The organism is Roseobacter sp. (genome assembly GCF_045106495.1).
GTDB lineage: Bacteria > Pseudomonadota > Alphaproteobacteria > Rhodobacterales > Rhodobacteraceae > Roseobacter.
The window spans coordinates 108,319-134,736 of record NZ_JBGCEQ010000002.1 but is presented as its reverse complement, the minus strand read 5'-3'; the positions used below and the strand labels follow the sequence as shown (position 1 = coordinate 134,736).

Annotated in this window: 27 protein-coding genes and 1 pseudogene; 21 read left to right on the top strand and 7 right to left on the bottom strand. The window is 56.6% G+C overall.

All coding sequences use genetic code 11. The annotated features are described in order from the left end of the window. Positions 1 to 84 precede the first annotated feature (84 nt). Positions 85 to 1,014: an MBL fold metallo-hydrolase gene (locus tag AB8B75_RS01310; protein ID WP_405359243.1), complete on the top strand. Its 930-nt coding sequence runs from the start codon at positions 85 to 87 to the stop codon at positions 1,012 to 1,014. Between the two features lie 20 nt (positions 1,015 to 1,034). Here AB8B75_RS01310 and AB8B75_RS01305 read toward each other — a convergent pair whose 3' ends face one another. Both AB8B75_RS01305 and AB8B75_RS01300 read right to left on the bottom strand, forming a co-directional pair. Beyond that, on the bottom strand, positions 1,035 to 1,895 hold the full coding sequence (locus AB8B75_RS01305) for an alpha/beta hydrolase family esterase (RefSeq protein ID WP_405359242.1): 861 nt from the start codon (positions 1,893 to 1,895) through the stop codon (positions 1,035 to 1,037). 99 nt (positions 1,896 to 1,994) lie between these two features. Then, positions 1,995 to 3,656: an NAD+ synthase gene (locus AB8B75_RS01300; RefSeq protein WP_405359241.1), complete on the bottom strand. Its 1,662-nt coding sequence runs from the start codon at positions 3,654 to 3,656 to the stop codon at positions 1,995 to 1,997. 183 nt (positions 3,657 to 3,839) lie between these two features. Here AB8B75_RS01300 and AB8B75_RS01295 point away from each other — a divergent pair, with 183 nt between their 5' ends. Next, positions 3,840 to 5,228 carry an MORN repeat-containing protein gene (locus tag AB8B75_RS01295; RefSeq protein ID WP_405359239.1) on the top strand — a complete coding sequence of 463 codons (1,389 nt, stop codon included), beginning with the start codon at positions 3,840 to 3,842 and terminating at the stop codon, positions 5,226 to 5,228. A 122-nt stretch (positions 5,229 to 5,350) separates the two neighbouring features. Here the strand turns inward: AB8B75_RS01295 and AB8B75_RS01290 are convergent, their stop codons facing one another. From AB8B75_RS01290 to AB8B75_RS01280, 3 genes are all read right to left on the bottom strand, one after another. Next, positions 5,351 to 5,650 carry a CcdB family protein gene (locus AB8B75_RS01290; RefSeq protein ID WP_405359238.1) on the bottom strand — a complete coding sequence of 100 codons (300 nt, stop codon included), beginning with the start codon at positions 5,648 to 5,650 and terminating at the stop codon, positions 5,351 to 5,353. Next, positions 5,650 to 5,880: a type II toxin-antitoxin system CcdA family antitoxin gene (locus AB8B75_RS01285; RefSeq protein ID WP_405359236.1), complete on the bottom strand. Its 231-nt coding sequence runs from the start codon at positions 5,878 to 5,880 to the stop codon at positions 5,650 to 5,652. The genes AB8B75_RS01290 and AB8B75_RS01285 overlap by 1 nt, the downstream gene beginning before the upstream one ends. Positions 5,881 to 6,430: 550 nt before the next feature. Beyond that, the gene (locus AB8B75_RS01280) at positions 6,431 to 6,724 is read right to left on the bottom strand and encodes a hypothetical protein (RefSeq protein ID WP_405359234.1); all 294 of its coding nucleotides are present in this window, start codon (positions 6,722 to 6,724) and stop codon (positions 6,431 to 6,433) included. A gap of 218 nt (positions 6,725 to 6,942) precedes the next feature. Between AB8B75_RS01280 and phnC the strand changes: the two genes are divergently transcribed. From phnC to AB8B75_RS01250, 6 genes are all read left to right on the top strand, one after another. Further along, positions 6,943 to 7,758: a phosphonate ABC transporter ATP-binding protein gene (gene phnC / locus AB8B75_RS01275; protein WP_405359232.1), complete on the top strand. Its 816-nt coding sequence runs from the start codon at positions 6,943 to 6,945 to the stop codon at positions 7,756 to 7,758. Between the two features lie 94 nt (positions 7,759 to 7,852). Then, positions 7,853 to 8,764 carry a phosphonate ABC transporter substrate-binding protein gene (gene phnD, locus AB8B75_RS01270; protein ID WP_405359230.1) on the top strand — a complete coding sequence of 304 codons (912 nt, stop codon included), beginning with the start codon at positions 7,853 to 7,855 and terminating at the stop codon, positions 8,762 to 8,764. A 65-nt stretch (positions 8,765 to 8,829) separates the two neighbouring features. Further along, positions 8,830 to 9,705 (top strand): phosphonate ABC transporter, permease protein PhnE, encoded by an 876-nt coding sequence (gene phnE / locus AB8B75_RS01265; RefSeq protein WP_405359228.1) that lies wholly within the window; start codon positions 8,830 to 8,832, stop codon positions 9,703 to 9,705. After that, a complete protein-coding gene (gene phnE / locus AB8B75_RS01260; RefSeq protein ID WP_405359226.1) occupies positions 9,702 to 11,015 on the top strand; it encodes a phosphonate ABC transporter, permease protein PhnE in 1,314 nt (437 codons plus the stop codon). Before phnE (AB8B75_RS01265) ends, phnE (AB8B75_RS01260) begins: the two co-directional genes overlap by 4 nt. A 177-nt stretch (positions 11,016 to 11,192) precedes the next feature. Then, positions 11,193 to 11,813 carry a chloramphenicol acetyltransferase gene (locus AB8B75_RS01255; protein WP_405359224.1) on the top strand — a complete coding sequence of 207 codons (621 nt, stop codon included), beginning with the start codon at positions 11,193 to 11,195 and terminating at the stop codon, positions 11,811 to 11,813. 128 nt (positions 11,814 to 11,941) lie between these two features. Beyond that, the gene (locus AB8B75_RS01250) at positions 11,942 to 13,141 is read left to right on the top strand and encodes a glycerophosphodiester phosphodiesterase family protein (RefSeq protein ID WP_405359418.1); all 1,200 of its coding nucleotides are present in this window, start codon (positions 11,942 to 11,944) and stop codon (positions 13,139 to 13,141) included. A gap of 68 nt (positions 13,142 to 13,209) precedes the next feature. Here the strand turns inward: AB8B75_RS01250 and phnF are convergent, their stop codons facing one another. After that, positions 13,210 to 13,932 (bottom strand): phosphonate metabolism transcriptional regulator PhnF, encoded by a 723-nt coding sequence (gene phnF / locus AB8B75_RS01245; protein WP_405359222.1) that lies wholly within the window; start codon positions 13,930 to 13,932, stop codon positions 13,210 to 13,212. 81 nt (positions 13,933 to 14,013) lie between these two features. Between phnF and phnG the strand changes: the two genes are divergently transcribed. From phnG to AB8B75_RS01200, 9 genes are all read left to right on the top strand, one after another. Further along, positions 14,014 to 14,469, top strand: a complete 456-nt coding sequence (gene phnG / locus AB8B75_RS01240) for a phosphonate C-P lyase system protein PhnG (protein ID WP_405359220.1) — start codon at positions 14,014 to 14,016, stop codon at positions 14,467 to 14,469. Beyond that, the gene (gene phnH / locus AB8B75_RS01235; RefSeq protein ID WP_405359218.1) at positions 14,469 to 15,032 is read left to right on the top strand and encodes a phosphonate C-P lyase system protein PhnH; all 564 of its coding nucleotides are present in this window, start codon (positions 14,469 to 14,471) and stop codon (positions 15,030 to 15,032) included. The genes phnG and phnH overlap by 1 nt, the downstream gene beginning before the upstream one ends. Next, positions 15,032 to 16,120 carry a carbon-phosphorus lyase complex subunit PhnI gene (locus tag AB8B75_RS01230; protein ID WP_405359216.1) on the top strand — a complete coding sequence of 363 codons (1,089 nt, stop codon included), beginning with the start codon at positions 15,032 to 15,034 and terminating at the stop codon, positions 16,118 to 16,120. The genes phnH and AB8B75_RS01230 overlap by 1 nt, the downstream gene beginning before the upstream one ends. Then, entirely contained in the window at positions 16,117 to 16,716 is a 600-nt protein-coding gene (locus AB8B75_RS01225) for an HAD-IA family hydrolase (protein WP_405359214.1), read from the top strand. The genes AB8B75_RS01230 and AB8B75_RS01225 overlap by 4 nt, the downstream gene beginning before the upstream one ends. Further along, on the top strand, positions 16,713 to 17,570 hold the full coding sequence (locus AB8B75_RS01220) for an alpha-D-ribose 1-methylphosphonate 5-phosphate C-P-lyase PhnJ (protein ID WP_405359212.1): 858 nt from the start codon (positions 16,713 to 16,715) through the stop codon (positions 17,568 to 17,570). Before AB8B75_RS01225 ends, AB8B75_RS01220 begins: the two co-directional genes overlap by 4 nt. Continuing rightward, a complete protein-coding gene (phnK, locus tag AB8B75_RS01215) occupies positions 17,567 to 18,337 on the top strand; it encodes a phosphonate C-P lyase system protein PhnK (RefSeq protein ID WP_405359210.1) in 771 nt (256 codons plus the stop codon). Before AB8B75_RS01220 ends, phnK begins: the two co-directional genes overlap by 4 nt. Before the next feature lie 3 nt (positions 18,338 to 18,340). Beyond that, positions 18,341 to 19,024, top strand: a complete 684-nt coding sequence (gene phnL, locus AB8B75_RS01210; RefSeq protein ID WP_405359209.1) for a phosphonate C-P lyase system protein PhnL — start codon at positions 18,341 to 18,343, stop codon at positions 19,022 to 19,024. After that, the gene (gene phnN, locus AB8B75_RS01205) at positions 19,021 to 19,566 is read left to right on the top strand and encodes a phosphonate metabolism protein/1,5-bisphosphokinase (PRPP-forming) PhnN (protein ID WP_405359207.1); all 546 of its coding nucleotides are present in this window, start codon (positions 19,021 to 19,023) and stop codon (positions 19,564 to 19,566) included. Before phnL ends, phnN begins: the two co-directional genes overlap by 4 nt. A gap of 159 nt (positions 19,567 to 19,725) precedes the next feature. Next, positions 19,726 to 20,919 carry an alpha-D-ribose 1-methylphosphonate 5-triphosphate diphosphatase gene (locus AB8B75_RS01200; protein WP_405359205.1) on the top strand — a complete coding sequence of 398 codons (1,194 nt, stop codon included), beginning with the start codon at positions 19,726 to 19,728 and terminating at the stop codon, positions 20,917 to 20,919. A 738-nt stretch (positions 20,920 to 21,657) separates the two neighbouring features. On the opposite strand, the gene AB8B75_RS01195 is transcribed toward AB8B75_RS01200, so the two are convergent. Next, positions 21,658 to 22,533, bottom strand: coding sequence for a GlxA family transcriptional regulator (locus tag AB8B75_RS01195; protein ID WP_405359203.1), 876 nt, complete (start codon positions 22,531 to 22,533; stop codon positions 21,658 to 21,660). Between the two features lie 344 nt (positions 22,534 to 22,877). Between AB8B75_RS01195 and AB8B75_RS01190 the strand changes: the two are divergent. The 4 genes and pseudogenes from AB8B75_RS01190 (at position 22,878) to AB8B75_RS01175 (ending at position 26,411) form a co-directional block, all read left to right on the top strand. Continuing rightward, positions 22,878 to 23,786, top strand: a pseudogene (locus AB8B75_RS01190) (3-keto-5-aminohexanoate cleavage protein). Continuing rightward, a complete protein-coding gene (locus AB8B75_RS01185) occupies positions 23,783 to 24,163 on the top strand; it encodes a 3-hydroxyacyl-CoA dehydrogenase NAD-binding domain-containing protein (RefSeq protein ID WP_405359201.1) in 381 nt (126 codons plus the stop codon). The pseudogene AB8B75_RS01190 and the gene AB8B75_RS01185 overlap by 4 nt, the downstream one beginning before the upstream one ends. A 5-nt stretch (positions 24,164 to 24,168) precedes the next feature. Next, entirely contained in the window at positions 24,169 to 25,200 is a 1,032-nt protein-coding gene (locus AB8B75_RS01180) for a thioesterase family protein (RefSeq protein WP_405359199.1), read from the top strand. 74 nt (positions 25,201 to 25,274) lie between these two features. After that, entirely contained in the window at positions 25,275 to 26,411 is a 1,137-nt protein-coding gene (locus AB8B75_RS01175; protein ID WP_405359197.1) for an extracellular solute-binding protein, read from the top strand. Positions 26,412 to 26,418: the final 7 nt, after the last annotated feature.

The window sequence follows — 26,418 nt, the reverse complement described above, 5'->3', positions numbered from 1 at the left end:
ATGATCGCATGGCTCGACTTTAGCATGGGCAGCGCCTATCGCCATGCTAGATTTCCGAATGTCCAACACAAAAGGAACGCGATCATGTCAGATCAAATCAACCTCTCACGCCGCGCTGCACTTGCAGGTGCGGCTGCCCTACCACTCGCAGCTGCTTCTTCGGGCATTGCGCGCGCCGGGGCGCCGATGCAGGGTATCGGGATGAGCCCCTTCAACCGTGTAAAAGTCGGCGAATTCGACGTTACCACCCTGCTCGCTGGAACCCGTGCCGTCGAGGGGCCACACAACATCTTTGGCCTCAACGTGGACGCAGATACCTTCGCATCGGTCTCCGCCGAAGCCAATCTGCCTACCGATGTGTCGCAGTTCTTTTTCACTCCGACGATCGTAAACACCGGATCGGAACTGGCGCTCTTTGACACCGGCCTGTCCGCCGCTGGCACGACAGCAGCTCTTGAGGCGGCTGGCTACACCGCGGATCAGGTTGACGTGGTGGTGATCACGCACATGCATGGCGACCACATCGGCGGCATGACTACTGAGGATGGATCGTTGACCTATGCCAATGCCCGTTTGGTGACAGGGCGGACGGAATTTGACGCCTGGTCCAAAGCCGACAACGACAACTTCAAAGCCAAGATCGCGCCTTTTGCAGATCAGTTCACCTTTCTTGAAGACGGCGGCGACGTGGCCTCGGGCCTGACAGCCATGGCGGCCTTCGGCCACACGCCCGGCCACATGATCTATATGGTGGAATCGAACGGCACACAGTTGGTGTTGGGAGCAGATTTTGCGAACCACTACGTTTGGTCGCTGGCACATCCGGATTGGGAAGTAAAATTCGACATGGACAAACCAGCGGCGGCCGTCACGCGGCGCCGCATACTCGATATGATGGCGACGGACAAAACTGCCTTCGTCGGCTACCACATGCCATGGCCGGGCATCGGTTATGTTGAAAAACGCGGCGATTCTTACGCCTATGCACCGCACAGCTATCAACTGATGTTGTAACTCTTTGGTGGGGCGGCGCTCTAAAGCCGCCCCGCATCCTTGAATCGTTCCCAGGCAAAACGCACGTATTCCGTTCGAAAGGAATGCCCGCCTTCAAAGAGGCAAAAATCCAGTATGTCGGCGTTGTCATTGCGTCGTTCCTGACACCGCAGGGTATCGTGAGTGGTCGGACTTGCAGGCCCGAACCTGCCATAGGCGATGTACATATCCAGAGCGTCTTGTACTTCGCCCTGTTTGGTTTGCTGAATGCGGCGCCCTTTCAACGGCACGGTTTTGTCATTGTCGCCGTGAATGTGGATGACGTTAGCCACGGGTCCCGAGCATTCCTCTGGCGGTTTCAGCCAAAACGTGCCCGAAATCGGTGCAAATGCGGCAAACCGATCACTGCGCGCACAGGCAAGATTCCAGACCATCATCCCACCGGCACTGAACCCAGTCGCCATGATACGGCTTTCGTCGATGTTGAAATGTGCGGCAGCGTCCTCGAGCACTGCATCGAAATAGGCAAACTCAATTGCACCATCCGTATCCATATGGCGTGGCGCATTGGGGATCACCCAGTCATCGTCCTTGGATTTCACTGCGATCAAGGCGGCCCCTAAGTCGGACACCATGCGGCGCAACGAACCATTTCGCATCACACCCTGCGCCGACCCGCGATACCCATGAGAAAAGACAATGGCCGGAACCGCTGTCGCGCCATCATGTCCTTCAGGCATGGCAATCCGGTAATGCCTGTCACCCAAAACGCAATCGCTGTCCGGACCACAGGCGAAAACCGGCATGCCCACCCACCCCAAAACCACTGCCACCATCGTAACGATCCGCATCGTCTGTCCCTTTGCTGTTTGACGCGACATTGCCGCCAGTCTGATGCGCATTCAAATCACATCCGCGTTTTTGAAACAGCAATCATAGAAGCCCGGCCGACCTGCTCATAGATCGAACATCCGCACAAAAAAGACAGGTCCCGTGCCGTACTAACCAGATGGATCACGCCAGCGGTTCACAATTGGATAACGCCGGTCCAACCAGAACGCACCTTTGGTCAACCGCGCGCCAGGGGCGGACTGGAAGCGTTTGTATTCGCTGATATAAATCAAGTGTTCAACGTGTTTAGCAACGTCTCGCGCGAATCCAGCCGCCACACAGTCTTCGATGGAACCGGCCTGATCCACCAGAATTTCCAACATCGCATCGAGCTCCGGATAGTCAGGCAAACTATCGCTGTCTTTCTGATCTTCACGCAACTCCGCCGAAGGGGGTTTTTCGATCACACGGTTTGGGATCACTTCGCCGCTGGGACCCTTCATCCAACCGCGATGATTGGCGTTGCGCCAGCGGCAGGTTTCGAACACCCGTGTTTTGTAGAGATCCTTGATCGGATTGTAGCCGCCCGCCATATCGCCGTAAATCGTCGCATAACCGACAGCGACCTCGGACTTGTTGCCTGTGGTGAGAAGCATCTCACCGAACTTGTTGGACATTGCCATGAGCAAAAGCCCGCGCAGGCGGGATTGGATGTTTTCCTCGGCCAAACCGGTGTCCAACCCCTCAAACAAGGGTTCCAGGGTATTGGTGATCGCCGCGCGCCCCTCTGAGATCGGCACATAGTCATAGCGACAGCCCAAAGCTTTCGCGACCGCCTCGGCATCTTCAAGCGAGCTTTGAGAAGTATATTCAGACGGCAACATCACACAGCGCACATTTTCGGCACCCAATGCGTCCACAGCAATCGCCGCGACAATCGCGGAGTCGACACCGCCCGACAGACCCAGCAGTACCTTGCCAAAACCGGTTTTGCCGCAATAGTCGCGCAAGGACTGAACCATCACGTTGTAGTCCTGTTCCCAGCCATCCGGATGCACAGCTTTCTCGCCTGTGACGATCCGCCAGCCCTCCGACGTGCGTTCGAGATCAAGATGACAAAGGTTTTCTTCGAACACAGGCAATTGCACTGCCAATTCCCCGCCGGGGTTCAACGCAAACGACGCGCCGTCAAATACCTGATCGTCCTGCCCGCCGACCATGTTGAGATAAATCAAAGGCAGACCTGTCTCCACAACCCGCGCAACCATATGATTCAAACGCGTTTCGAATTTACCCCGGTAATAAGGCGAACCATTTGGGACCAATAGGAATTCGGCGCCGGTTTCTGCCAGTGTTTCGGCTACATCTTCGTGCCATGCGTCTTCACAAATAGGACTCCCGACTCGCGAGTTGCCAATTGAATAGGGTCCGCCCAAGGGCCCGGAATCGAAAATACGCACCTCATCAAATACAGTTTCATTGGGCAAATGGTGTTTTAGCACCTGACTGGCAATTATTCCGCCTTTGAGGATCAGATAGGCGTTATAGAGTTTGGTGCCTTCCACCCATGGCGCGCCGATGGCCAGTGCCGGCCCATCTGCACATTCAGCAGCAAGTTTTTTGACAACCTGAGCAGCATTCAGGTGAAAAGCCCGCCGCATGACCAAATCTTGTGCGTTGTAGCCAGCGATGAACATCTCTGGCAGAGCCACAAGATCGGCACCTGCAGCGCGACCCACTTGCCAAGCATCTCTCGCTAAGATTGCATTTCCCGTCAGATCTCCTACCGTTGGATTAAGTTGCCCCAGAGTGATACGAAAACGATCCGACATATGCCCGGTCCTTTTACATGACTACCAGTGATGTAGCAGATTGGGCGTGGGTGAAAAGGCCATCGCCGCGCATTGCAACAAAAGAGCGTTGCTCCCGGCGCGCCCATTGCATAAGTTCTCGCAAAGGCCCTTTTGGGGGGTTCGTTCGCAATTCTTGCCGCAAAGATTCGTTCAGGGTTCAAAATGTCCATTCGCCACCTGATTTTCTGCCTCGCTTTTGTTCCTGCCCAACTTTTGGCGCAGGACAGCCAGGTTCTGACGAAACAATATGATGATGGAGGTGTCTACGAGGGAACCTTCCAGGGTGGCGTGCAACATGGCACCGGCACATACAAGTTGCCGAACGGGTACGAATATTCCGGCCAGTGGGAAGATGGCGAGATCAAAGGCGAAGGAATCGCCCGGTTCCCTAATGGGTCTGTCTACGAAGGCATCTTTGCCAAAGGTAAACCGGACGGATTGGGTAAGATCACTTTCGCTGACGGCGGGACTTATGAGGGCGAATGGTCTGGCGGGGCCATCATGGGGTCCGGCATCGCTCTGTATGCCAACGGCGTGCGCTACGAGGGTCAATTCCGGAATGCAAAACACCACGGAAAAGGCACGATGCAAAGCCCCGGTGGGTATGAATACAAGGGCGACTGGGTTGATGGCATCAAAGAGGGCATCGGTACGATAACATACCCGGACGGTGCGATTTACGAGGGCGCGATCCAGGCTGGCAAACGCTCCGGCGAAGGCACGCTGACGATGCCGGACGGTTTGGTTTACGTCGGGTTTTGGAAAGACGGCCAGATTGATGGCACGGGTAAGCTGTCTCAGGCAAATGGCGACGTTTATGAAGGGCAACTTTCTAGTGGGCGGCGCGAGGGCGTTGGGAAAGTGACGTACGCCAACGGGGATACCTACGAGGGCGAATTCACCAACGATTTACGTGAAGGCCAAGGCACATTCACCGCACAAGATGGCTATACATACACAGGCTCCTGGGTTGCAGGAGAGATAGAAGGTCAGGGGCGCGTGACCTACCCGGATGGGTCCGTTTACGTCGGCGCTTTCGGCAACGGTTTGGCAGATGGCGAAGGTCTGATCACATATCCGGATGGATCCACCTACGAAGGTACCTGGAAAGCCGGTGTGATCGACGGAACAGGTAAGGCCACATACGTCAATGGTGTCGTTTATGAGGGCGGCTTTCGCAATGCGCGCAATCACGGCAAGGGCGTGATGACTTACGCGGATGGATACAAGTACGATGGCGATTGGGTTGATGGTCAACGGCAAGGGCAAGGCACCGCGACTTATCCTGATGGTACCATCTATGTTGGATCTTTCGAGAACGGGCAAAGGCATGGGAAAGGCAAAATCACCATGCCCAGTAACTTCGTTTACGATGGCGAATGGCAAAATGGTGAGATCGAAGGCGAAGGCTTGGCCACTTACGCGAATGGCGATGTTTACGAGGGCACTTTCAAAGCGGGCAAACGCCAAGGAAGTGGCACTATGCGTTACGCGACCGGTGAGGAAGCGACAGGCGACTGGGAAAACGGCGCCCTTACCGACGGCGGATAGTCGAAAACGGGAAGTTTTAGTGCATACAAAAATGCGGCAAAGGCAACTTGCTCATTTTTGATCGAGCTCATAGCACGGCCTGCAAAATGCTTACCCGAAGAGCGCTGCTAGCTAAGTGATTGCTAGAATCCCTGAAACAACATGTCGATTGCCGCCGTGACCCGATCGAATTCTTTATCGAGTTTGCCCAACGAGGCACCAAGAACACCGGTTGGGACCGCCGCCATAAATTGGGTTACCATGACAACTGGCTCGTCATGGAAATTAAAGACCGGATTGAGTCGCGTTGCTGGTTTTGGAGCGCTAGATGCTGGGAGCAACGGTACAACCACGCGAGTGTTCATGTCGCTCAGTAGATCCGTCTGAACATCCAAGAGATACCCGTCTCCCGAGGGGTTGGGGAAAACATCGTATTTCGGCATCAGAACTGGCGATAGCGATCAAGCGGCAGACCATGACTTTCGACGTATGCGTTGGAACTCTGAATTGCAGCCGCGTTCTCGACTTTCCACCGTTCTGCTTTGGCTGCGACGACGGCGCCACGGACCCCATCTTCGGCCGCCCGCGACAGGTTCACCTTCAACGCCTTGGCCTCTGCAAGCAGACTAGCGTCCAACGATAGATTTGTGGCTTTGCGAGGTTGAGAAGTCATTTATCGGTCTCCTGCTCGAAGGATACCCTCATATTGGATGCACGTCAATCATGCGCATAAATGATAAGCATCGTACTCTACTTTCAACAATATCATGGGTTTAGCCGCTAATCTCGCAGATGGCTTACGCGGCGAGCCACGTCATGTTCTCAGCATGCCCAGCACCGGACTTAAACTTAGCTGACACAGCACATACCCAAACTGAAGCCTCTTGAAACAATTCGTCAAAGCAGGTTGGAGAACGCCAGTTTGTTACGACTAAGAGCACCGAAATAGGTAGTAGTGGCCGCGACAATTTCTTGCGACAGTACGTTGAAAGCCCCACTCGGCCAGGTCTCGACATCGTCGCTGTTGTCCAATTGCACGGAATTGGCACAGTTACTCCTTTGCAAGAGACCTCGGAGGTTCAAAGCGTTTTGCAGAAGGCGGGTAAAATCCAGCATATCGGCATGCCAAATTTCGCTGTTTAGCAAGTGACAATGGTGCGATTTATCACGAACACTTTGGGAATGCGCATCAAAGCTCTATTTCCGCGGCCGGTGGCGACAGCCTAAGCCGGGTTCGCATGGGAACCTTCCCAGTGTTCGCCCATGGCCACGATACAAGAAGTGCCATTCGCGTAACTCTGCACGATCAACCAATCGCCATTCCGAGTAGTGACCCAGACTTCGAGCCTCGTTTCAGGGTCTCGCAAACCCATGCCTTGGCGCTCTGCACCCAAAACATTGTTCAGGGTCTCGGTCATCCGGGCGCTGTCATCGCAGCTTACATCCGACATGCGGGCCTGCGCGAGTTCCGGAAGCGTCACACAGACACAAAAAAGAAATATGAGGCGAGTGATCATTTTCAAATTCCAGCTGCTCCTGAATCAAAATGTAACAGCTTTATGAAGGCCTGTGGATAACAATATCACTTAACTGCAACGTCAGGTTTTTCATCAGTGTGACCACGGGCTTTTGATTTGTGTCACATATCTGTTGTGCAATTGTCAGAAAGTTGAATCAAAAGCGTCACGAAGCTGTAGCCTTGGTCTCTTATCCGCCTCTCAAACATGGGGGCGATATGCTGCAAATCGATACTTTGACGAAGCGGTTCGGAGACAAGACGGCCGTGGACGCGGCTAACATCTCCGTCGACAAATCGACAATGATCGGGATTATCGGGCGTTCAGGTGCAGGTAAGTCGACGCTGTTGCGCATGATCAATCGCCTCAGCGATGCAACGGCAGGCACGATCATCTTCGAAGGCGAGGAGATCACCACACTGCGAGGTGCGGCCAAGCGCAACTGGCAGTCGCGCTGTGCCATGATATTTCAGCAGTTCAACCTCGTGCCGCGCATGGATGTCGTATCGAACGTCCTGCATGGAACACTGAACAAGCGCTCGACCATTGCGACGATGTTCAACCTCTATCCGCAAGCGGATATCCACAAAGCAATCGAAATTCTGGACCGCCTCGGCATTGCGGAACAAGCCCCAAAACGGGCCGAAGCGCTTTCCGGCGGTCAGCAGCAACGCGTCGCGATTGCCCGTGCGTTGATGCAGGATCCCAAGATCATTCTTGCAGATGAACCGATCGCCAGCCTCGACCCGATGAATGCGCAGGTGGTGATGCAATCGTTGCGCACTATTCACGAGGAAGACGGGCGCATGGTGATCGCTAATCTGCACACATTAGACACGGCACGGCGCTATTGCGACCGGGTGATCGGGATGCGCGACGGTCGGATCGTTTTTGACGGCAACCCTGCTCAGCTCACCACGGGCGTGGCACGCGATATCTATGGAGCTGGTGCAGATTTTTCCGAAGCAGCCACCTCCACCGAAATCGGAACACTGGACAGGCCGGGAGTTCGCGGAGCCGAAGCATACGCCTGAGCCTGACAATTTCCCCGCAGCGCGCGGGCCACCTTCTTCAAAACCGCCCTCAATCAGCCGCAAGGCAATAGGGCACCAAATCACGGAGAGAACAATGAAACAGACCCTCGCCCTGGCGCTTGCCGCAACTACAGCATTCGGTACGGGAGCCTTCGCTCAGGAAATCACTGAATTTCGCATCGGCGTTTTGGGCGGCGAAAATGCCCAGGACCGCATCAATAACTACCAGTGTCTCGTTGACTACACCACAGAAGCGCTTGGCGTGGAAACCAAAGTCTTCGCGCCTGCGGATTACAATGGCGTTATCCAGGGCCTGCTCGGCGGTACCATCGATATGGCGTGGCTGGGTGCATCCTCCTATGCGGCCACGTTCCTGCAAGATCCGGAAGCGGTCGAGCCGGTTCTGGTAAAGGTCAACCTTGACGGCTCCATCGGCTATCACTCAATCGGCTTTGCGCGCGTTGACAGCGGCATAACCTCGCTGGACGACATGAAAGGCAAGGTGTTTGGCTTTGGTGATCCAAATTCGACCTCGGGCTATCTTGTCCCGTCCATTGAAATTCCGCAGTACAAAGACGGTATCACAATGGAATCCGGCGCGTACTTTGGAGAGGTCAAGTTCACTGGCGGCCATGAACAAACCATCGTTGCTGTCAACAATGGCGATATCGACGGCGGCGTAACCTGGGCCGATGGTCAGGGCAATTGGGAAGATGGCTACAACTCTGGCGCGCTGCGCCGAGCCGTTGACGCGGGACTGGTCGACATGAACAATCTGGTCCAGATCTGGAAGTCCGACGTGATCCCCGAAGGCCCTATCGTTCTACGCAAAGCGCTGCCTGCGGATGTGAAGGCGACAATGACCGAACTCATGGACACCCTTTATGAGAAAGACGCCGAATGCTCTTACGGTGTGTTCGCCGGTGACAATCTGGGGGCGCAGCCCGTGACCCATCACACCTACATCTCTATCGTTGAGGCGCGTAAAGCCAAGATCGGCGGATAAGCAGATTTCATGACGTGACCGGCTGCCCACAGAGGCGGCCGGTATTTCTTTGTTCGGGGTCGGGGATGGCAAACATATCACTTAGTGGCGCACTGCCCAGTGTCGACAGCATTCAAGAAAGCTACATGGCGCAGGTGCACCGCCGCAGGCTCTATGGTGGTCTGACCCTTCTCATTTTCGGCGTTCTGATGATGTCCGGCTTCAACATCGCGGACAACCGCAACGCAGGCGGCTTCTGGGACGGTCTGGATCAAATTGGTGACTATCCCGCGGATGTTCTTTCCGAGGCTTGGGAAAAGCGCGCCAATCTGCCCGGTCTCATCGCTAAGTATTTTCCGGCATTGGTTGAAACCATCAATATCGCCGCCGTATCTACTTTGATCGGGGCGATAGGCGGCTTGTTCTTGTCGCTGCTTGGCACACGCGGGCTCGCGAAATGGCCGCGGTTGATCTCTTTGTTCCGTCGCATCTCCGACGTGATGCGTGCCGTACCTGAGATCGTCATTGCTCTGGTGCTGATCTTCGTACTGGGCGGCGGCCCTGTTCCCGCGATGATCGCAATCGCAATCCACACCGCCGGCGCCCTTGGAAAGATGTTCTCGGAAGTCGCCGAAAACGCCGACCTGAAGCCGGTTGAGGGCCTGGCGTCGACCGGTGCGACGTGGTCACAACGCATGCTTCTAGGCGTTCTGCCACAGGTTGCGCCGAACTACGTCAGCTATACGCTTCTCCGGTTCGAGATCAACATCCGCGCCTCTGCTATCCTTGGCTTCGTTGGCGCGGGTGGCCTGGGGTATGAGTTGCGTAATGCCATGGCCTGGGGTCCTGGCCGTTTTGACGAGGCAGGTGCAATCTTCATTCTTCTCTTTGGCACCATCGTGTTCTTTGACCAGCTATCCAGCCGCTATCGCAACCGACTGACCGAGGGGCAGGCACAATGACGGCAGTTGACCTGAATGCCATCAAGCGCGCGACCGACAAGCGTTTTCAGGGCAAACGGATGCTTGGGTTCGGCATCCCTGCTGTCGTTACGGTTTACCTTGTCTACATATTCTTCGCCTTCGATCTGCCTGGTCTCGCGCAGCGCGCAAACCTCGACAACGCCCTCACGCTGGCCTCCGACAGCTGGTCGCACAAGGTTCACGTCACGCGAGACAATAGCTCGGGGGAGATCACCTACGCTGTCGAGGGCGAACGCAAGGGTACATATCCAGTCGGCCAGCGCCCGGATTGGGTTGGTGGGACCGAGACCCTCACCATCGATCTCGGCAGTGGCTACATCGTGCGCTACCAGCCGGACAACCGAACAGAGATCGAAATTCCCGGTTTCCCCTTGATCAAGCTGCAGGCCAAGGATCGGCGCGTCACAAGCAACTTGCGAGAGAACCTCCCGGACTGGATTTCCGCCTCCGACCGGCGCATCGGCATCACCACACCCGAGGGTCGGATCACGATGACCGGCGCGCGCACCGAAGTTTTCAATTACTTCCCCGGATGGGAACTGTTCTGGTTCACGCTCGACAGCCCCTATCACGGGCAGAGCCTTGGCACGATCCTGTTTGGAGAGCAGTTGGACGCGGAGCGCAGCAACATCGCGGGCGCTGTTTCAGACTGGTGGAACAACGCGATGTGGCGGCACAAGGACGTCGCCTGGGCGATTGGGGAAACGATCCTGATGGCGTTCCTCGGAACCATGGGCGCGGCGATCATCGCGCTACCGCTGGCCTTTCTCGCCGCCAGGCGCTTTTCGCCCTTCATGCTGATGCGTGCCGCAACACGGCGCCTGTTTGACTTTGTGCGGGGAGTCGACGCGCTAATCTGGACGGTTGTGCTTGCCCGCGCCTTTGGTCCTGGTCCCCTCACGGGCGCGCTGGCGATCCTGATCACCGACACCGGCACCTTCGGCAAGATATTTTCCGAAGCACTCGAAAACGTCGATCAGAAACAGATCGAAGGTGTCGCCTCTACAGGGGCCAAACCGCTACAACGCTACCGCTTTGGCGTGATCCCGCAGGTGGTGCCGGTGTTGCTGGCACAGATCCTCTACTTCCTTGAATCCAACACGCGCTCTGCCACCATCATAGGGGCGATCACGGGAGGTGGCATCGGCCTGATGCTGACGCAGGCGATTCAGACCCAAAAAGACTGGGAGGAAGTTGCCTATTACATCATCCTGATCGTGGCCATGGTAATGTTCATGGATTGGTTCTCAGGCTGGCTGCGCAGTAAGCTGATAGGGCGTACAGATTGATGGCGAAAACATCTGTCATAGTCATCAACCAAGGGATCAGCACCGCAAGGTGGTCACAGTGACTCTCAATAACCCGGAGGAGATCGCGAAGGGTAGTCTTGCGATGGCCAGCCGACTGGCAGTGGAAAACGCCTCGAAGTTCTTTTACGCCACAGCAAAAGTACGCCCGTTCTGACCATGGCCCGCCTGTCCGCAGACGCCCCCTTCATCCACCCTGAATGCGAGGTCACCGACAGCACGTTCGGGGCCTATGTTGAGATTGGCAAAGGCAGTCGCGTGGCGCACTCTGTTTTCGGGGACTACAGCTATTGCGACCGCTATGCCGACATCGCCAACGCGCAGATCGGTAAATTCGCCAATATTGCGGCCTTCAGCCGGATCGGTGCAACAGATCATCCGCTGCATACGGCAGCCTGCCACCATTTCCTCTATCGCTCGGACGACTACTGGGACAATGCCGGGCGGGATGACGCCTTCTTTACCCATCGCAAATCCCGCCGCGCCCATATTGGCCATGATACATGGATTGGCGCAGGCGCGATGATCAAGCCCGAAGTGACACTGGGCCATGGTGCAGTCGTTGCCGCTGGCGCAGTTGTGACCAAGGATGTGGCGCCCTACACTATCGTTGCAGGCACCCCGGCCAAGCCCCTCCGCCTGCGGCAGCCCCGCGACATCGCGGACCGCCTCATTGCGCTGGCGTGGTGGGACTGGTCGCATGATACATTGCGTTTGGCTCTGGCAGATTTCCGCATGCTTGAAGCCGAGGCGTTTCTGGAAAAATACGAAAATGCATAGCGTATACTCTGAAGGCGGCGCAATTTCAGGAAACTGCAACGAAACTGTCGCGCTCCTGTTACCCCGCAAAACGCAGATAAGAGACTATCTGGAACAAAGGAAACAGAATGTTGCGCATCACGGCACTCATGTCGATCTGTATGGCCGCCTCACCTGCCCTGTCTCAATCTTTCGACGGCAATGTCGAGTTTGGCCCTCGACCCTACTACCTGATTGATCGGATGTCTGAAGGGCCGCTCAAAGACAAGCTTTTGTCCTGCGGTGGTCAGGAAGCCAGTACGTCGTTGTTTTCCATCGGCCACCGGGGCGCACCCATGCAGTTTCCCGAACACACGGTGGAATCCAATCGGGCGGCAGCGCGTATGGGAGCCGGTATCCTGGAATGCGATGTGACCTTTACTAAAGACTTGGAACTGGTTTGCCGCCATGCGCAGAATGATCTGCACACGACGACAAACATTTTGACCACCCCATTGGCCGAGAGCTGCATCACGTCGTTTTCTCCGGCAGAGGGTGAGACACCTGCAGGCGCAGAGTGCCGGACCTCTGAAATTACCTTGGATCAGTTTCGCACATTGACGCCCAAGATGGATGCCGCAAACAGCGCGGCCACGACGGTTGAAGCCTATTTGCAAGGTACGGCCGATTGGAGGACGGATCTTTACTCCGCCGAACCTGCAACCCTCATGACGCATGCAGAGTCCATTGCGCTGTTTAAATCTTTGGGAGCCAAATTCACACCGGAATTGAAAACGCCATCGGTAGAGATGCCGTTCAACGGATTCTCTCAGCAGAACTTTGCGCAAAAGCTGGTTGACGAATACAAGACGGCTGGAATTCCCGCAGCAGACGTCTGGCTGCAATCGTTCAATATTGATGATGTGCTCTATTGGATTGAGGCCGAACCGGAATTTGGGGCCCAAGCGGTCTATCTGATGGATGAGTATGACATCGATGGCTATTCGCCCATGGACCCCGAGACATGGCCCAATTCCATGGAAGATCTGAAATCCATGGGTGTCAACTACATCGCGCCGCCCATGTGGATGCTGGTGACCGCCTCTGCTGAGGGCGAGATCGTGCCATCTGAATTATCGCATCAGGCGAAAGCGGCCGGCTTGAACATCATCACATGGACCATCGAACGTTCTGGGCCACTGGTGTCTGGCGGAGGGTGGTACTACCAGTCCATTGCCAATCTCACCACCGGCGATGGGGTGATGTATGAGTTTATCGATACATTGGCGCAAGACGTAGGGGTTGTCGGCATCTTTTCCGACTGGCCTGCAACCGTCACCTACTACGCAAACTGCATGGGCCTCAAATAATCCGTCCTGTCCGTTCCAGACGCACGTACCCGCCGTTGCGTTGCCCGGGGGGTTTTCACCTGCAGTCCTTATTGTCCCTCTAGCGTCAGAGCCACACGATCTCCGGCAAACCAAGTCCGCCCATACTCCACAGGCACCCCTGCCTCGTCAACATTCACACCTGAGGATCTCAGCAGCGGATCGCCCTCTGTGACCTGCAAATGCAACGCCTGGGTAGCTGACGCCCGAACCGCCGTTAGTCGTGTTGAAGCGCGCGTGTAATCGGCGACACTTACGGATCGCAACGCTTCGGTTACACTGCTTGTTTCTTTCAATGCCTCGCCGATGCCCGGTAGGCGCGCCAGAGGGAACAAGCTCTCAAATACCGCAATCGGCTGACCGTCGGCAAGCGACAAGCCATGATACACACAGACGGGGTCACCCGACGCAATATACAATGCTTTCGCTTCGCCTTCAGTTGCCGCGCGTTCTTCCAAATGTAGCACGCGCTTTTCCGGCCTGCGCCCAGCTGCGATCAGGTTTTCGTGGAACCGGACCCGACTGCCGATCGGGTAATCCGTGGGCGTGGCCGCCACAAAGGCACCCGCGCCGCGGCGGGTCCGAACAAACCCTTCATCGACCAAAGCGGAAATACCATGGCGCACCGTGTGGCGGTTGACACCGAAGCGCTCCGCCAAGGCAGCCTCGGTCGGAAGCTTGTCACCAGGGGTGTAGCGCCCTTCGGCCAAATCGCTACGCAGAGCATCGGCGATGGCTTTCCAAATCGGTGTCTTGGCGGATATGTCACGCAAGTTTCACAAATTTCCTCTGTCTTCCCGCGCGGAATAGGGTAAGATAAGTATAGTTGTATAGGAAATGGATAAGTTGTCGAGATGAAAGACGCTTTCGACGAAAATAATCCTCGCAAGACCTGGATGAGTCTGCTCGCCAAAGCCCCGGAAGGCCGTGTTGTTGCGCTGCTTGATGCGGCGATGACCCGTCCTGAATTTACATGGTTGAGGCCACCGGAGATTGGAAGCACGATGGTGCGCGCCCATGCGGGCGGCACCGGATCACCGTTCAACCTGGGCGAGATGACGGTGACCCGCTGCGCTTTGACACTTGTCACCGGCGAGGTCGGGCATGCCTATATCCAAGGGCGGCGCAAAGCAGATGCCGAAGCTTCGGCGCTGGTGGATGCGCTGATGCAAACGCGCGCATCGGAAGCTCTGCGCAGATCAGTGTTGGACCCACTCGCAGACGAGCAGAACACTGCAAAAGCGGCCCGCGCCGCAAAGGCCGCCGCCACTAAGGTCGATTTTTTCACTATGGTCAGAGGGGAAGATTGATGCAGGCTGAAACTCTTTTCGGCGGCTTCGCCGATCCGGCAATCCAGTCGGCCCATGCCTTTCGCAGCATGATGGAGGCAATGGCGCGTCCGGGGACGATTCACGACATCAGCGGCGCGAAACCACCTGCGCCTTTGTCCATGGCGGCGGGTACCGTTCTGCTGACACTTTGCGACAGCGAGACACCGGTTTATCTGGCCGGCCATACCAATTGCGAAGCAGTGCGTGCATGGTTGGCTTTTCACACCGGCGCGCCGATGACCGGACCGTCCAATTGTATGTTTGCGGTCGGCACGTGGGAGGCTTTGGCGCCTCAGTCGGAATACTCCATCGGAACCCCAGAGTACCCGGACCGCTCTGCCACATTGATCGTCGAATGCTCAGAGCTTGCGGCAACCGGAGCAACGCTCACAGGCCCTGGCATCAAGACAAGCGCGTCCCTGTCGTTGCCGAACGTGCGGGCCTTCCGGAACAACCGCAGCCTGTTTCCCTTGGGCCTGGACTTCATTCTGACCAGCGGCAGTCGGCTCGCAGCACTGCCCAGATCGACAGAGGTGCAATAATGTATGTTGCTGTGAAAGGCGGAGAGCGAGCGATCGAGAACGCCCATGCCTGGCTCGCCGAAGAGCGCCGGGGCGATCCGGATGTTCCTGAGCTCAGCATCGCACAGATACGTGAGCAGCTCAAACTGGCAGTTGACCGCGTCATGTCGGAAGGCTCCCTTTATGATCCCGACCTTGCCGCACTGGCAATCAAACAGGCGCGTGGCGACCTGATCGAAGCAATTTTTCTGATCCGCGCTTACCGAACCACTCTACCCCGCTTTGGCGCCTCAAAGCCTGTTGATACTGGCACAATGGCATGTGACAGGCGTATCTCGGCCACTTTCAAGGACCTCCCCGGTGGGCAGGTGTTAGGGCCGACTTTTGACTACACCCACCGTCTGCTGGATTTCAAACTGGCCGCTGACGGCGATGTCCCGGAAGCGCCTGCGCGCGCGGTTACGCCGGGTGATGTGCCGCATGTCACCGAATTCCTGAACCGCGAAGGCCTCATCGAACCCGCAGGGCACGACGACACACCACCCCCCGATCTCACACGCGAACCGCTGGAGATGCCTGCTGATCGCGCCTTGCGGCTTCAAGCGTTGACCCGTGCCGATGAAGGTTTCACGCTTGGGCTCGCCTATTCGACGCAGCGCGGCTATGCGCGCAACCACGCCTTTGTGGGCGAGTTGCGGATCGGTGCTGTGCCGGTTGAGCTGGAGATCCCGGAATTGGGCTTCTCGGTTGAAATCGGTGAAGTAACCCTGACCGAATGCGAAACCGTGAATCAGTTCAAGGGGTCAAAAACCGAGCCGCCGCAGTTCACGCGCGGCTATGGGCTGGTTTTCGGCCACACCGAGCGCAAAGCGATTTCAATGGCCCTTGTCGACCGCGCCCTCCGCTGGGAAGAACTGGGCGAAGACAACGTTGGCGCGCCCGCGCAGGATGTGGAATTTGTCCTCTATCATGCAGACAACATTCAGGCGACGGGCTTTCTGGAGCACATAAAGCTGCCGCACTACGTAGACTTCCAGTCGGAACTTGAACTGGTGCGCAAGATGCGCCGAGAGGCAGGAGCCGATCAGGTGCAGGAGGCCGCGGAATGACGGTCAGTACTGTCGTTTTCGACATCGGTGGCGTGCTCGTGGATTGGCAACCGCATCTTGCCTGGGTCGATGACCTTGGGGAAGAAGGTGCACGCGCCTTTCTAGACCGGGTCAGGTTCGACAAGATCAACTTTGCCTGCGATGGCGGCACGCGTTTCAGTGACGCCGCAGCACATATTCCGGATCGGGAAGACGCAGCGCGCCTTGCCCAATACGTTGGCCGCTACTCTCTGACCGTACCTGACAAGATCGCGGGCACATGGGAGTGTCTCTATGCCTTGCGGGACAATGGCATTCCAACTCACGCCATAACGAACTGGTCTGCCGAGACTTGGCCCGAAGGCCTGAAGGTGCATCCTGAACTGGGCACGGTCTTTGGAACCCTCGTGGTCTCAGGCGAGGTGGGTGTCCTGAAGCCCAGCGTCCTGATTTACCGGCTCTTGTGCGAACGCGCCGAGGTAAATCCGCAAGACTGCGTCTTCATCGATGATGGCCTTCACAATTGTCTGGCTGCGCGTGCAGTGGGGATGGACGCAATTCACTTTACCGGTGCCGATGCCCTTTGGTTGACGCTGAATGAAAGGGGGTTGCTATGACCGACCAGTCCTACAACTTTGCCTATCTGGATGAACAGACCAAGCGGATGATCCGCCGCGCAATCCTGAAAGGATTGGCGATCCCCGGCTATCAGGTGCCTTTTGCTTCGCGCGAGATGCCCATGCCGTATGGCTGGGGCACCGGCGGTGTTCAGGTCTCTGCAGCCGTTCTTACGCCCGACGATACGTTCAAGGTAATCGACCAGGGCGCGGATGATACAACGAACGCCGTATCGATCCGGACCTTCTTCGAGCAAACCGCAGGTGTGGAGACAACGACCACAACCCGGGACGCAACGGTTATCCAAACCCGGCACCGCATCCCCGAAGAGAAGCTGACCGAGGGTCAGATCCTCGTTTACCAGGTGCCGATCCCAGAACCACTACGGTTTTTGGAGCCACGCGAGAGCGAGACGCGCAAGATGCACGCCCTCGAGGAATATGGTTTGATGCATGTAAAGCTCTACGAAGACATCAGCCGCCATGGGCATATCGCCACCTCTTATGCTTATCCAGTGAAGGTTGAAGGGCAGTATGTCATGGACCCTTCGCCAATCCCGAAATTCGACAACCCCAAGCTGGGTGGGATGGCGGCGATCCAGCTTTTCGGGGCGGGGCGGGAACAGCGGATCTACGCGCTGCCCCCTTACACGCAAGTGGTCAGCCTCGATTTCGAAGATCACCCTTTTGAGGCCTCGAAGGCCGATCACCCCTGCGGGATGTGTGGTGCCGAAGAAAGCTATCTCGATGAGGTGATCATCGATGACACGGGCGGGCGGATGTTCGTCTGCTCTGACACCGATTATTGCGAGGCACGTCAGGCGGCGGGCCACAAGGGAAAGGACGCGGCATGACACCATTGCTGTCAGTTCAGGGGATAACAAAACGCTATGGCCCGCATATCGGATGCGCGGATGTTTCCTTCGACCTCTATGCCGGTGAGGTCATGGGGGTCGTCGGCGAAAGCGGCTCGGGCAAGTCCACGCTGCTGAACTGCATGGCGGGTCATCTGAAACCAGATGCAGGCAAAGTGTTGTTTGACACCCGTATGGATGGCCCGCGCGATACGGTCGCCATGCCTGAGCCGGAACGCCGGATGCTGTCGCGAACCGATTGGGCATTTGTACACCAGCACGCCCGCGATGGGTTGCGCATGGGTGTGTCAGCGGGTGGCAATGTAGGTGAGCGGCTGATGGCCGTCGGCGCGCGCCACTATGGCGATATCCGTGACAAGGCCACGGACTGGCTTGAGCGGGTCGAGATTGACGCCACCCGCGTGGATGATCGGCCCACGACCTTTTCCGGTGGCATGCAGCAACGCCTGCAGATCGCCCGTAACCTGGTCAACGGACCGCGGCTGGTATTCATGGATGAACCCACGGGCGGATTGGATGTGTCCGTGCAAGCCCGATTGCTGGATCTGCTGCGTGGGCTGGTCCGCGACATGGGGTTGTCTGCGATCATTGTAACCCATGACCTTGCCGTGGTGCGTCTACTTGCAGACCGGCTGATGGTGATGAAATCCGGCCGCGTGGTCGAAACCGGGTTGACCGATCAGGTGCTCGACGACCCGCAACATGCCTATAGCCAACTTCTTGTCAGTTCCGTTTTGCAGGTGTGACCCATGATTGAATTGAAAGACGTGTCCAAGACCTTCACCCTGCATAATCAGGGAAGCGCGGTCATCGAGGTTATCAATAATGTGTCCTTCGAAGTCGCCACCGGCGAGTGCGTGGCACTCACCGGTGCGTCTGGCGCGGGTAAGTCGACGCTGATGAGGATGATCTACGGCAACTACCTGACGCGAGCGGGGTCAATACAGATCGGCGGGTTGGACATGGCGCAAGCAGAGCCGCGTGAAGTGATCGCCTTGCGTCGCGAAGTGCTGGGTTACGTTAGCCAGTTCCTGCGGGTGGTGCCCCGTGTGCCGACGCTGGCCGTGGTCGCCGAACCTTTGCGTATGGTGGGTGTGGCAGCAGAGGCAGCGCAAGCGCGAGCGCAAGCGCTTCTCACTCAGCTGAACATCCCGGAACGGCTCTGGACCCTCTCGCCGACAACCTTTTCGGGCGGTGAACAGCAGCGCGTGAACATCGCCCGCGGTTTTGCCCATGCCTACCCGGCGATGCTACTGGATGAACCAACGGCCAGCCTTGATTCCGTGAACCGCGAAGTCGTGCTTTCGCTCATTGAAGAGGCCAAGGCGCGTGGGGTTGCTATCATTGGTATCTTCCATGACGAAGCGGCCCGCGCACGTGTCTGCGACCGCGAGATCGATGTCGGGCGCTTTACGCCCGGGGTGGCCGCATGACGTCGGGAAGGCTCATCGCGGTCGTCGGGCCCTCAGGTGTTGGCAAGGATAGCGTGATGGCGGGCATTCACGATGCAATACCCCAGCTTAAACTGGTGCAAAGAGTGGTCACGCGCGCGCCTGGGCTCGGCGGCGAAATCTATGATGGCGTGTCGGTTGCCGAGTTTGAGGCCATGGTCGAGAATGGGGCCTTTGCCGTACATTGGTCCGCGCACGGGCTCTATTACGGCATCCCCATCACGGTGAAATGCCAGTTGAACAAGGGCACAGATTGCCTCGTGAATTTCTCTCGCAAGGCCTTGTCTGAAGCGGCCGCGATCTTTCCACGCTTCAAGGTTCTAAATATCACGGCACAGCCTTCTACCCTTAAACAGCGTCTGGTTGCCCGCGGGCGCGAGACGGACGAGGAGATTGCGGCGCGCCTTGCGCAAGCGTCAAATCCCCTGCCTGCCGACCTTGAAGTAATCCACCTGTCCAATGACGGCCCACTGTCTCAGACCGTCGCACTCGGTGTGGCGCTCCTTCAACCCGAGAGCGTGTAGCGATGTATGAACTCGAACCGACCATTGTTCCCCGCGCCGCACAGGGTGATCTAACCGACCAAATAGGACGTGGGAAAAGTGCCAGTCTGGCCACGCAACACCGAGTTCGACAAGGTGCTCTCGAGCGGGTCATGGCAAACTGCGAAGCGAGAAAATGAGATGAATTCCCCTTGCCATGCGTCCTCTTTGGCCCGGTCTTGTCAAAGCGATGTGCCAGCCGATCTATGCCTCGCAAATGCACAGATGGTGCTGCCCGATCGTATTGTCACCGGATCGGTCACGATCGAAAAAGGTGTGATCTGCGACATCGCAGAAGGGGACCGCGTGCTAACCGGTGCCATAGATTGCGCGGGCGATTTGGTTTTGCCCGGTTTGGTGGAACTGCACACGGACAATGTCGAGCGGCACATCGAGCCACGTCCAAAGGTGGATTGGCCCCATCTGGCGGCCTTGATTGCCCATGATGCGGAACTGGCCTCGACCGGCATCACCACCGTATTCGATGCGATGCGGGTGGGCTCCATACACGGCGGCAAAGGACGGTACATTAACTACGCTCGCAAACTGGCAGACGAATTGCTGGCCGCCCGCGCAGAAGGACTGTTCAAGATCAGTCATTTTCTGCATCTGCGGGCCGAGATCTGTTCCGAGACTCTGCTGGACGAGCTGGCAGCCTTCGGACTGGAAGATCGCGTCGGTATTGTCAGCCTGATGGACCACACCCCGGGACAGCGTCAATTCCGCGACCTTGCCAGATTGAAGACCTATGTCGCCAAAAAGCGCGGCATGAACGATATGGAATTTGCCGAGCACGTCGAGAACCTGTTGCGGCTGCAAAAAAGCTTCGGCTCCAAACACGAGGCAGGCGCCGTGACCGAGGCTAACCGCCTTGGCGCGGTTCTCGCCAGCCACGACGACACGACATCTGAACATGTGGCAACATCGGCGCAAAATGGTGTAGGTTTCGCGGAATTCCCAACCGCTTTGGAAGCCGCCAAAGCCTGCCGCGCCCATGGCATTGCGGTGATGATGGGCGCGCCGAACCTGATCCGGGGTAGTTCTCACTCCGGGAATGTCGCGGCGGAAGAGCTCGCCCAAGCTGACCTCTTGGACATCGTGTCTTCGGACTATGTGCCCTCGGCACTGCTCTTGTCTGCCTTCCACCTCGCCCAAGTCTGGGACGATCTACCTCGCGCCATCGCAACAGTTACTTGCAACCCGGCCAAGGCTGCGCGACTGCATGATCGCGGTGTGCTGCAGCACGGGTTTCGTGGTGATGTGCTGCGTGTGCGCACCGTGGGCCAAACACCCATGCTGCGCGGTGTTTGGAGCCAAGGCAACAGAATCGGCTGAACGTCTCAATCCCAAAAGTGCAACTGGCATAGGGTTTTACGAATTGGCAGTATGTTTGAATTTTGCGTCTTGACCTCTCACCTCGCTGCAGCGGAAGCACAACGTGGCGCGGCGGTGGGCCTTCTATGGATCGGGTCCGACAAAGGATGTAGCGATCTACACGCGCACTGGCGCAACTGCAGATCGACTTGGGGCGCATCTCCCAATTGTTGATGCGCAACGCGATCCTTGCGAACAATACCAAAACTGTTTTTGGCATTACCAACCACTAAGAGAACGACAGCCAAGTGGGTAAGAACCCAGGCGCTGGCGGGATCGGAACCAAACAAGTCGACGGTTCTACGCGCACCAAAATGTTCGCTGACTGGCGGTGAGCACCGATCCTGCTGACCAGCTTCGGAACTATCAATTGTCTCGGATCGAGGCGGGTAGCAATTGGTCAACACTACAGAGCTTAGATAACACCGCGCTGGAGATCCATTCAAATGTCTGGCCCAAGTCAGTGAACCAGGGCAAGGAGATGTGTTTGAGCGTCAGCCCATGCTGCGTCAGAGCATGTTCCTCTCGCTCATGACCGCGCCAATCGATACGGACAGGCTAATGGAAATAACAAAGCCATTTCTTTTACGGGCCCATCAACTACGCATCGCCATTTGGGTTGGATGCGCTGATGCCGCGACGCGCGCAGGCGCAGTAGGCATCTATTTTGGTACTTATACCGGCAACCTGTGTCTCGCTTCAGACCATTTGGGATACTTTTCTTACCAAAGTTTCCTCAAAGACCCCTTTGTAGGCACGACACAATGATGACGCTGAAGCGTAGCCACATCGTAGTGCGATCTGCTCCAAAGAGAGATCTGTACTCGCAGCAAGATACTCCGCTTGCTTGAGCCGGAATCTGGATCTGAATTTGCCTGGCGTCACATGCAATTCACTCAAGAACGTACGGTGCAATGTGCGGCTGGAAACGCCAATGTGTTTGGCAATCTCACTTGTCGACATGGGAGACTGGATGTCCTCGGCGATCAGTTCGACAGCCTTGACGAGCATTGGCGATCCTCTGACGCTCAGATTTGGCGCACTTTTGGTCGCGTCAGGCGCGCGTTTGTCGGAGTAAACAAACATATTTGAGGCATCAAAAGCAGTGGCCGGTCCAAACAGACTGCTAAGCATGTCAAACATCAGCTCCAAAACAGTGCTCGCGCCGCCACAGGTATAATACTTCCCGGATTTCACAAAGTGGTCCGATGTCGTAGCAACAGCAGGGAATGCTTCCGCAAACTCTTTCAGATCCTGCCAATGGATCGTGGCCACGTGCCCATCCAGCAGACCCGCATCGGCAAGCAGCCAGGCAGCCGCATCAATCGCGACCACTGCCTCGCATTGTCGGGCCGCGATCCGCAATTTGGCCCGCAAATCGGGATTGGTGATGTTGCGAACACCGTAGCCGGCCACCAACACCAGCCTTTTGGACGGTCGATCAGCCTGAAATGTGCTGTTTGGAACGATCTGAAGACCACTGGAACTGGTGGCTCTTTCTCCATCCAAGGTTGTAACGATCCAGTTTGCGCGCTTCCGGCCCGCCCGCAACTTGACGTCTCGCAAAGGTTCCATAGCGCACGACAAAGCAATGTTCGAGAAACCCCCGAACAACAGAAATTCAAAGTCGTGGATCGATTCTGACAACATATGTACATATTTTTGGCAAATTTTGACAATGTTGAAAACCCTATCACGTGTTTGAATACACGCAATATTTCGGGCTTCAGGCGATTCCAGTCAAAAGGGCAACCCGTGAAACATAGGCGATGTCGGCACGAATGTCCGGTCAATTGACCTAGTCGTGTCTGCATTCGACTGCGCAATGCCCAATTCGAGACGTGTCTGGTTTGGTCAATCCCGAAACCCTGAAACACGACGGGGGGGCGCCCTCGATGACAGGAAAAACGGATACGGCTGTGCCACTTCGCATGAACAGAGACGTCTTTATCGCATGCGCAGTCACGGGGTCGGGTGGAACGCAGGACCGGTCGCCACATGTGCTCCGCAGTCCTAAACAGATCGCAGATTCTGCGATTGATGCCGCCAACGCCGGTGCAGCGATTATCCATTGTTATGTGCGTGATCCGGAAACCAGGGCGCCCTCCCGCCGTCTCCATCTCTACCCCGAGGTGGCAGACCGGAACCGTTCCTCAAACGTGGATGCCGTTCTGAACCTGACCGCCGACGTGCGCGGCGACATCGTATTTGGTCCGACCGAACCCTCCCTCCCTGTCCACGAAGCCACGTCCTTTGTCATCGGCCCACCCGAACGAACAAGTCACATCAGCGCATGCCTTCCCGAGCTGTGCGCCCTGTATTGCGGTGTAATGAACTTTGCCAACGCCGACTACGTCATGACCAACTCGGCTGACATGACATGGGCCATAGGCTTAAAACCCGAAATCGAGGCGTTCAACGCAGGTCATCTGAGGTTCGCCAAGGAACAGATGAAGGAAAGTGTCCTTGATGGCCCTCTTGTGCAATTGTGCATCGGCGTCGCTTGGGGGGCACCCAATGACATCAACACGCTGATGACGATGGTCAACAGCGCACCTGCCGACTGGACCTGGGCCGCGTTCAATCTTGGCCGGAACCAAATGCCATACACAGCCAAGGCCGCGCCGACTGGCTGGAGGAAACGTGCGCGTGAGTCTCGAAGACAATTTGTTTCTCGAAAAGGGTTTACTGGCCACGAACGTGCAGTTGGTAGAGCGCCCCATGGTCGCGATTTCAGAGACTGCGGCCACGTCATCGGTTTGGATGCCGAACGCGAAAATCTGGGCCAGAAAAACCGCGCGGCTGTCGACCTGCGGGGCGTTGCATGACCCGCAAAGCAACAATTGTCGGTGGCGGTCTGATTTGGGATGGCTGGGTTGCGCGGCTAATGCTGAACGGCTGGGATGTTTCGGTATTCGCTCTTGATCAACGCTCTGAACATAAAACTGACGCAGTCTTCGAAAATACCCGCAGAGCGTTGCCGCCTGAAGGTGCAATTATGTTTTGCGATGACATTGGAGAGACGCTAATCAATAGGTCCTGGGTGCAGGAAAGCGTGCCAAAGCGTTTGGATCTCAAACACAAAGTACACTCTGTGATTACCAAGCAGACCACGCGCGAGGCAATCGTCGGGTCGTCAACATTAGGCTTCAAACAGCCAGATTTGATTGCCGGTAGGACACGGATCATCGTGTCCCCCCATTAAACCCGGTGCGCCTTTCGCCGCTTGTCGAAGACGCCCAAACTTGCGCCAAGACATCGGACGTCTTCCGCAACATCGGTGTACTTCCCCTGACCTTGCGCAGGGAAATCGACGCCCCTATCGCCGATCGGATTCGGGAGGCGATCTGGCGCGAAGGGCTTCGGCTCATCAAGGATAGCTTTTGTACCACTGAGGAACCCGACGAGGACACCCGCATGGGCTTTTGTTTGCAATGGACACAAATGGGTTTGTCCAAGACCGACAGGATCGCTGGGGCCGAGTCCGGAATGAAGCATTTTGTGTCACGGTTAGGGTCGGCGGCGAAATGGCCTTGGAGCAAGCTGATGGATATGCCAGAGTTTACCGAAGACTTGGTCAACCTGATCTCGGGCCAGTCGGACACGCCATTAAGCCATCTGTCGATCCGAGATATGGAACGTCTGTGCGACGACAATCTTGTCGGAAGGAAGCGCAAACTGCAACAAACCGGTACTGGGGCTGGCGCCGTGATCGATGCGCAAGAAAAGCAACTGCCCGAACCTTTTCAATATCTGGGAAAGGAACGCATCACCATGCACCGCTACGTGCCGCAAAGCCGGACCGACTGTAACCGTCATTTGAACAAGGCTCACTACGTGGAGTCCTCTGCGCAGGCAACGGACCGCTTTATGGAAATGTTTGTCTGCAATACCAAATACATCGCTGCGCGTGGCAGCTACTTTACTATAGAGAACCGCCTTCCGTTTCTTGATGATATGTTCGAAGGCCATTTGTTGACGGTCGCTACACAACTGAGTTCGGGCCAGGGCAAAAAATTGCATCTGTTCCACCTCGTTAAAAGCGAGACGGGCACCGTTAGCGCAAGTGTCAAAACATATTTGGTACACATTGATCTGACGACGCGCCGCCCCTCTGAGCCTGTCGGCGGCATTCAGGTGCGGATTGAAGAGATTCAAGCTGATAACAGCAACCTTCCCAAACCGGAGACTCTGGGCAGAGCCAGTAGAGGCGCTTCGCCGCAACGTGATCCGGTCCCATGACCGTCAAGAACGCTGCCCATCGCGGACAGTGCCATCAACACACTTCAAGACAAACCAAATAGGGGAGGGACCTGATGAAACACAGATCACACAGAAACCTGAGGCTGAGTATCGGCTGCGCATTACTGAGCGCGCTGTGGCTGCAGCCTGCTGTCGCCCAAGATCCGCCAGAGCCCAAGAACGAGATCACATTCACAAGCTGGACGGGTCCCTATATGCGGTCGCAGATGCTTGGCTTCGTGCGCCCCTACGAGGAACAGAGCGGAGATCGCGTCCACGTCGAACATTACAATGGCGGGCTCGCCGAAATCCGCGATCAGGTGGAGTCGGCTAACGTCATCTGGGACGTTGTCGATTTGACACAGGCGGACTCTTTGCGCGCCTGCGAGGAAGGGTTATTAGAGAACATTTCCGACATCTCGCTGCCCAACGGCGCCGACGGCACAGCCGCAGAGGAAGACTTTGTCGAAGGCGCCCTGAACGATTGCGGTGTCGGAGTTATCCAGTGGTCGACAGCCTTTGCCTATTCGACGTCGGCCTTTGGGGATGGTGCCCCTGCATCCATTTCGGATTTCTTTGACGTCGACACCTTTCCGGGTGCGCGCGCGATCCGCAATGATCCGACAGTAATCATGGAATGGGCGCTCATGGCCGACGGCGTAGCGCGTGGCGATGTTTATGGAACGCTTGAAACACCCGATGGCGTCGCACAGGCCCTAGCCAAGATGGAGGATATCAAACCTGGTCTGCAAATCTGGTCCACAGGCCGCGAACCTGTCCGCCTGCTCAACAATGGCGATGTCGTGATGTCATCGATCTGGGCCACAACAGGTGCCACGGCCTCCGAAGAAGATGGGGCCGGTTTCGAGATCGTGTTTGACGGGCGGGTGATGGAGCTTGACCTCTTTGGCATTCCGAAGGGCAGCCGATACAAGGACGAAGCGATTGAGTTCATTCGCTTTGCAAGTTCGACAAAGTCGCTAGCCAATATGGTCGGATACCTGCCCAACGGCCCTACACGCCGGTCGTCTCTGGCGCTTTTGTCCGAGGACACACTCGCGAAAATACCAAACAGCCCGGTCTATGCCGACAGCCTGTCTATCGTATCAGATGCTGCCTGGTGGGCCGACAACCACGGTCGACTGGAAGAAGCCTTCCGCGCATGGCTCAGCGAAACCGTGCAACAAGGTCCTTCGGGCACAACAAGATAACAGGGAA

Coding starts and splice junctions, on each gene's coding strand:
- phnE (WP_405359228.1), top strand. CDS start 8,830: ATGGCAAACATATCACTTAGTGGCGCACTGCCCAGTGTCGACAGCATT.
- phnC (WP_405359232.1), top strand. CDS start 6,943: ATGCTGCAAATCGATACTTTGACGAAGCGGTTCGGAGACAAGACGGCC.
- AB8B75_RS01200 (WP_405359205.1), top strand. CDS start 19,726: ATGAATTCCCCTTGCCATGCGTCCTCTTTGGCCCGGTCTTGTCAAAGC.
- AB8B75_RS01185 (WP_405359201.1), top strand. CDS start 23,783: ATGACCCGCAAAGCAACAATTGTCGGTGGCGGTCTGATTTGGGATGGC.
- AB8B75_RS01310 (WP_405359243.1), top strand. CDS start 85: ATGTCAGATCAAATCAACCTCTCACGCCGCGCTGCACTTGCAGGTGCG.
- AB8B75_RS01230 (WP_405359216.1), top strand. CDS start 15,032: ATGTATGTTGCTGTGAAAGGCGGAGAGCGAGCGATCGAGAACGCCCAT.
- phnH (WP_405359218.1), top strand. CDS start 14,469: ATGCAGGCTGAAACTCTTTTCGGCGGCTTCGCCGATCCGGCAATCCAG.
- AB8B75_RS01225 (WP_405359214.1), top strand. CDS start 16,117: ATGACGGTCAGTACTGTCGTTTTCGACATCGGTGGCGTGCTCGTGGAT.
- AB8B75_RS01220 (WP_405359212.1), top strand. CDS start 16,713: ATGACCGACCAGTCCTACAACTTTGCCTATCTGGATGAACAGACCAAG.
- phnK (WP_405359210.1), top strand. CDS start 17,567: ATGACACCATTGCTGTCAGTTCAGGGGATAACAAAACGCTATGGCCCG.
- AB8B75_RS01285 (WP_405359236.1), bottom strand. CDS start 5,880: ATGACTTCTCAACCTCGCAAAGCCACAAATCTATCGTTGGACGCTAGT.
- phnE (WP_405359226.1), top strand. CDS start 9,702: ATGACGGCAGTTGACCTGAATGCCATCAAGCGCGCGACCGACAAGCGT.
- AB8B75_RS01290 (WP_405359238.1), bottom strand. CDS start 5,650: ATGCCGAAATACGATGTTTTCCCCAACCCCTCGGGAGACGGGTATCTC.
- AB8B75_RS01300 (WP_405359241.1), bottom strand. CDS start 3,656: ATGTCGGATCGTTTTCGTATCACTCTGGGGCAACTTAATCCAACGGTA.
- AB8B75_RS01305 (WP_405359242.1), bottom strand. CDS start 1,895: ATGCGCATCAGACTGGCGGCAATGTCGCGTCAAACAGCAAAGGGACAG.
- phnG (WP_405359220.1), top strand. CDS start 14,014: ATGAAAGACGCTTTCGACGAAAATAATCCTCGCAAGACCTGGATGAGT.
- AB8B75_RS01250 (WP_405359418.1), top strand. CDS start 11,942: ATGTCGATCTGTATGGCCGCCTCACCTGCCCTGTCTCAATCTTTCGAC.
- AB8B75_RS01195 (WP_405359203.1), bottom strand. CDS start 22,533: ATGGAACCTTTGCGAGACGTCAAGTTGCGGGCGGGCCGGAAGCGCGCA.
- phnL (WP_405359209.1), top strand. CDS start 18,341: ATGATTGAATTGAAAGACGTGTCCAAGACCTTCACCCTGCATAATCAG.
- AB8B75_RS01295 (WP_405359239.1), top strand. CDS start 3,840: ATGTCCATTCGCCACCTGATTTTCTGCCTCGCTTTTGTTCCTGCCCAA.
- AB8B75_RS01255 (WP_405359224.1), top strand. CDS start 11,193: ATGGCCCGCCTGTCCGCAGACGCCCCCTTCATCCACCCTGAATGCGAG.
- AB8B75_RS01175 (WP_405359197.1), top strand. CDS start 25,275: ATGAAACACAGATCACACAGAAACCTGAGGCTGAGTATCGGCTGCGCA.
- phnN (WP_405359207.1), top strand. CDS start 19,021: ATGACGTCGGGAAGGCTCATCGCGGTCGTCGGGCCCTCAGGTGTTGGC.
- AB8B75_RS01280 (WP_405359234.1), bottom strand. CDS start 6,724: ATGATCACTCGCCTCATATTTCTTTTTTGTGTCTGTGTGACGCTTCCG.
- phnD (WP_405359230.1), top strand. CDS start 7,853: ATGAAACAGACCCTCGCCCTGGCGCTTGCCGCAACTACAGCATTCGGT.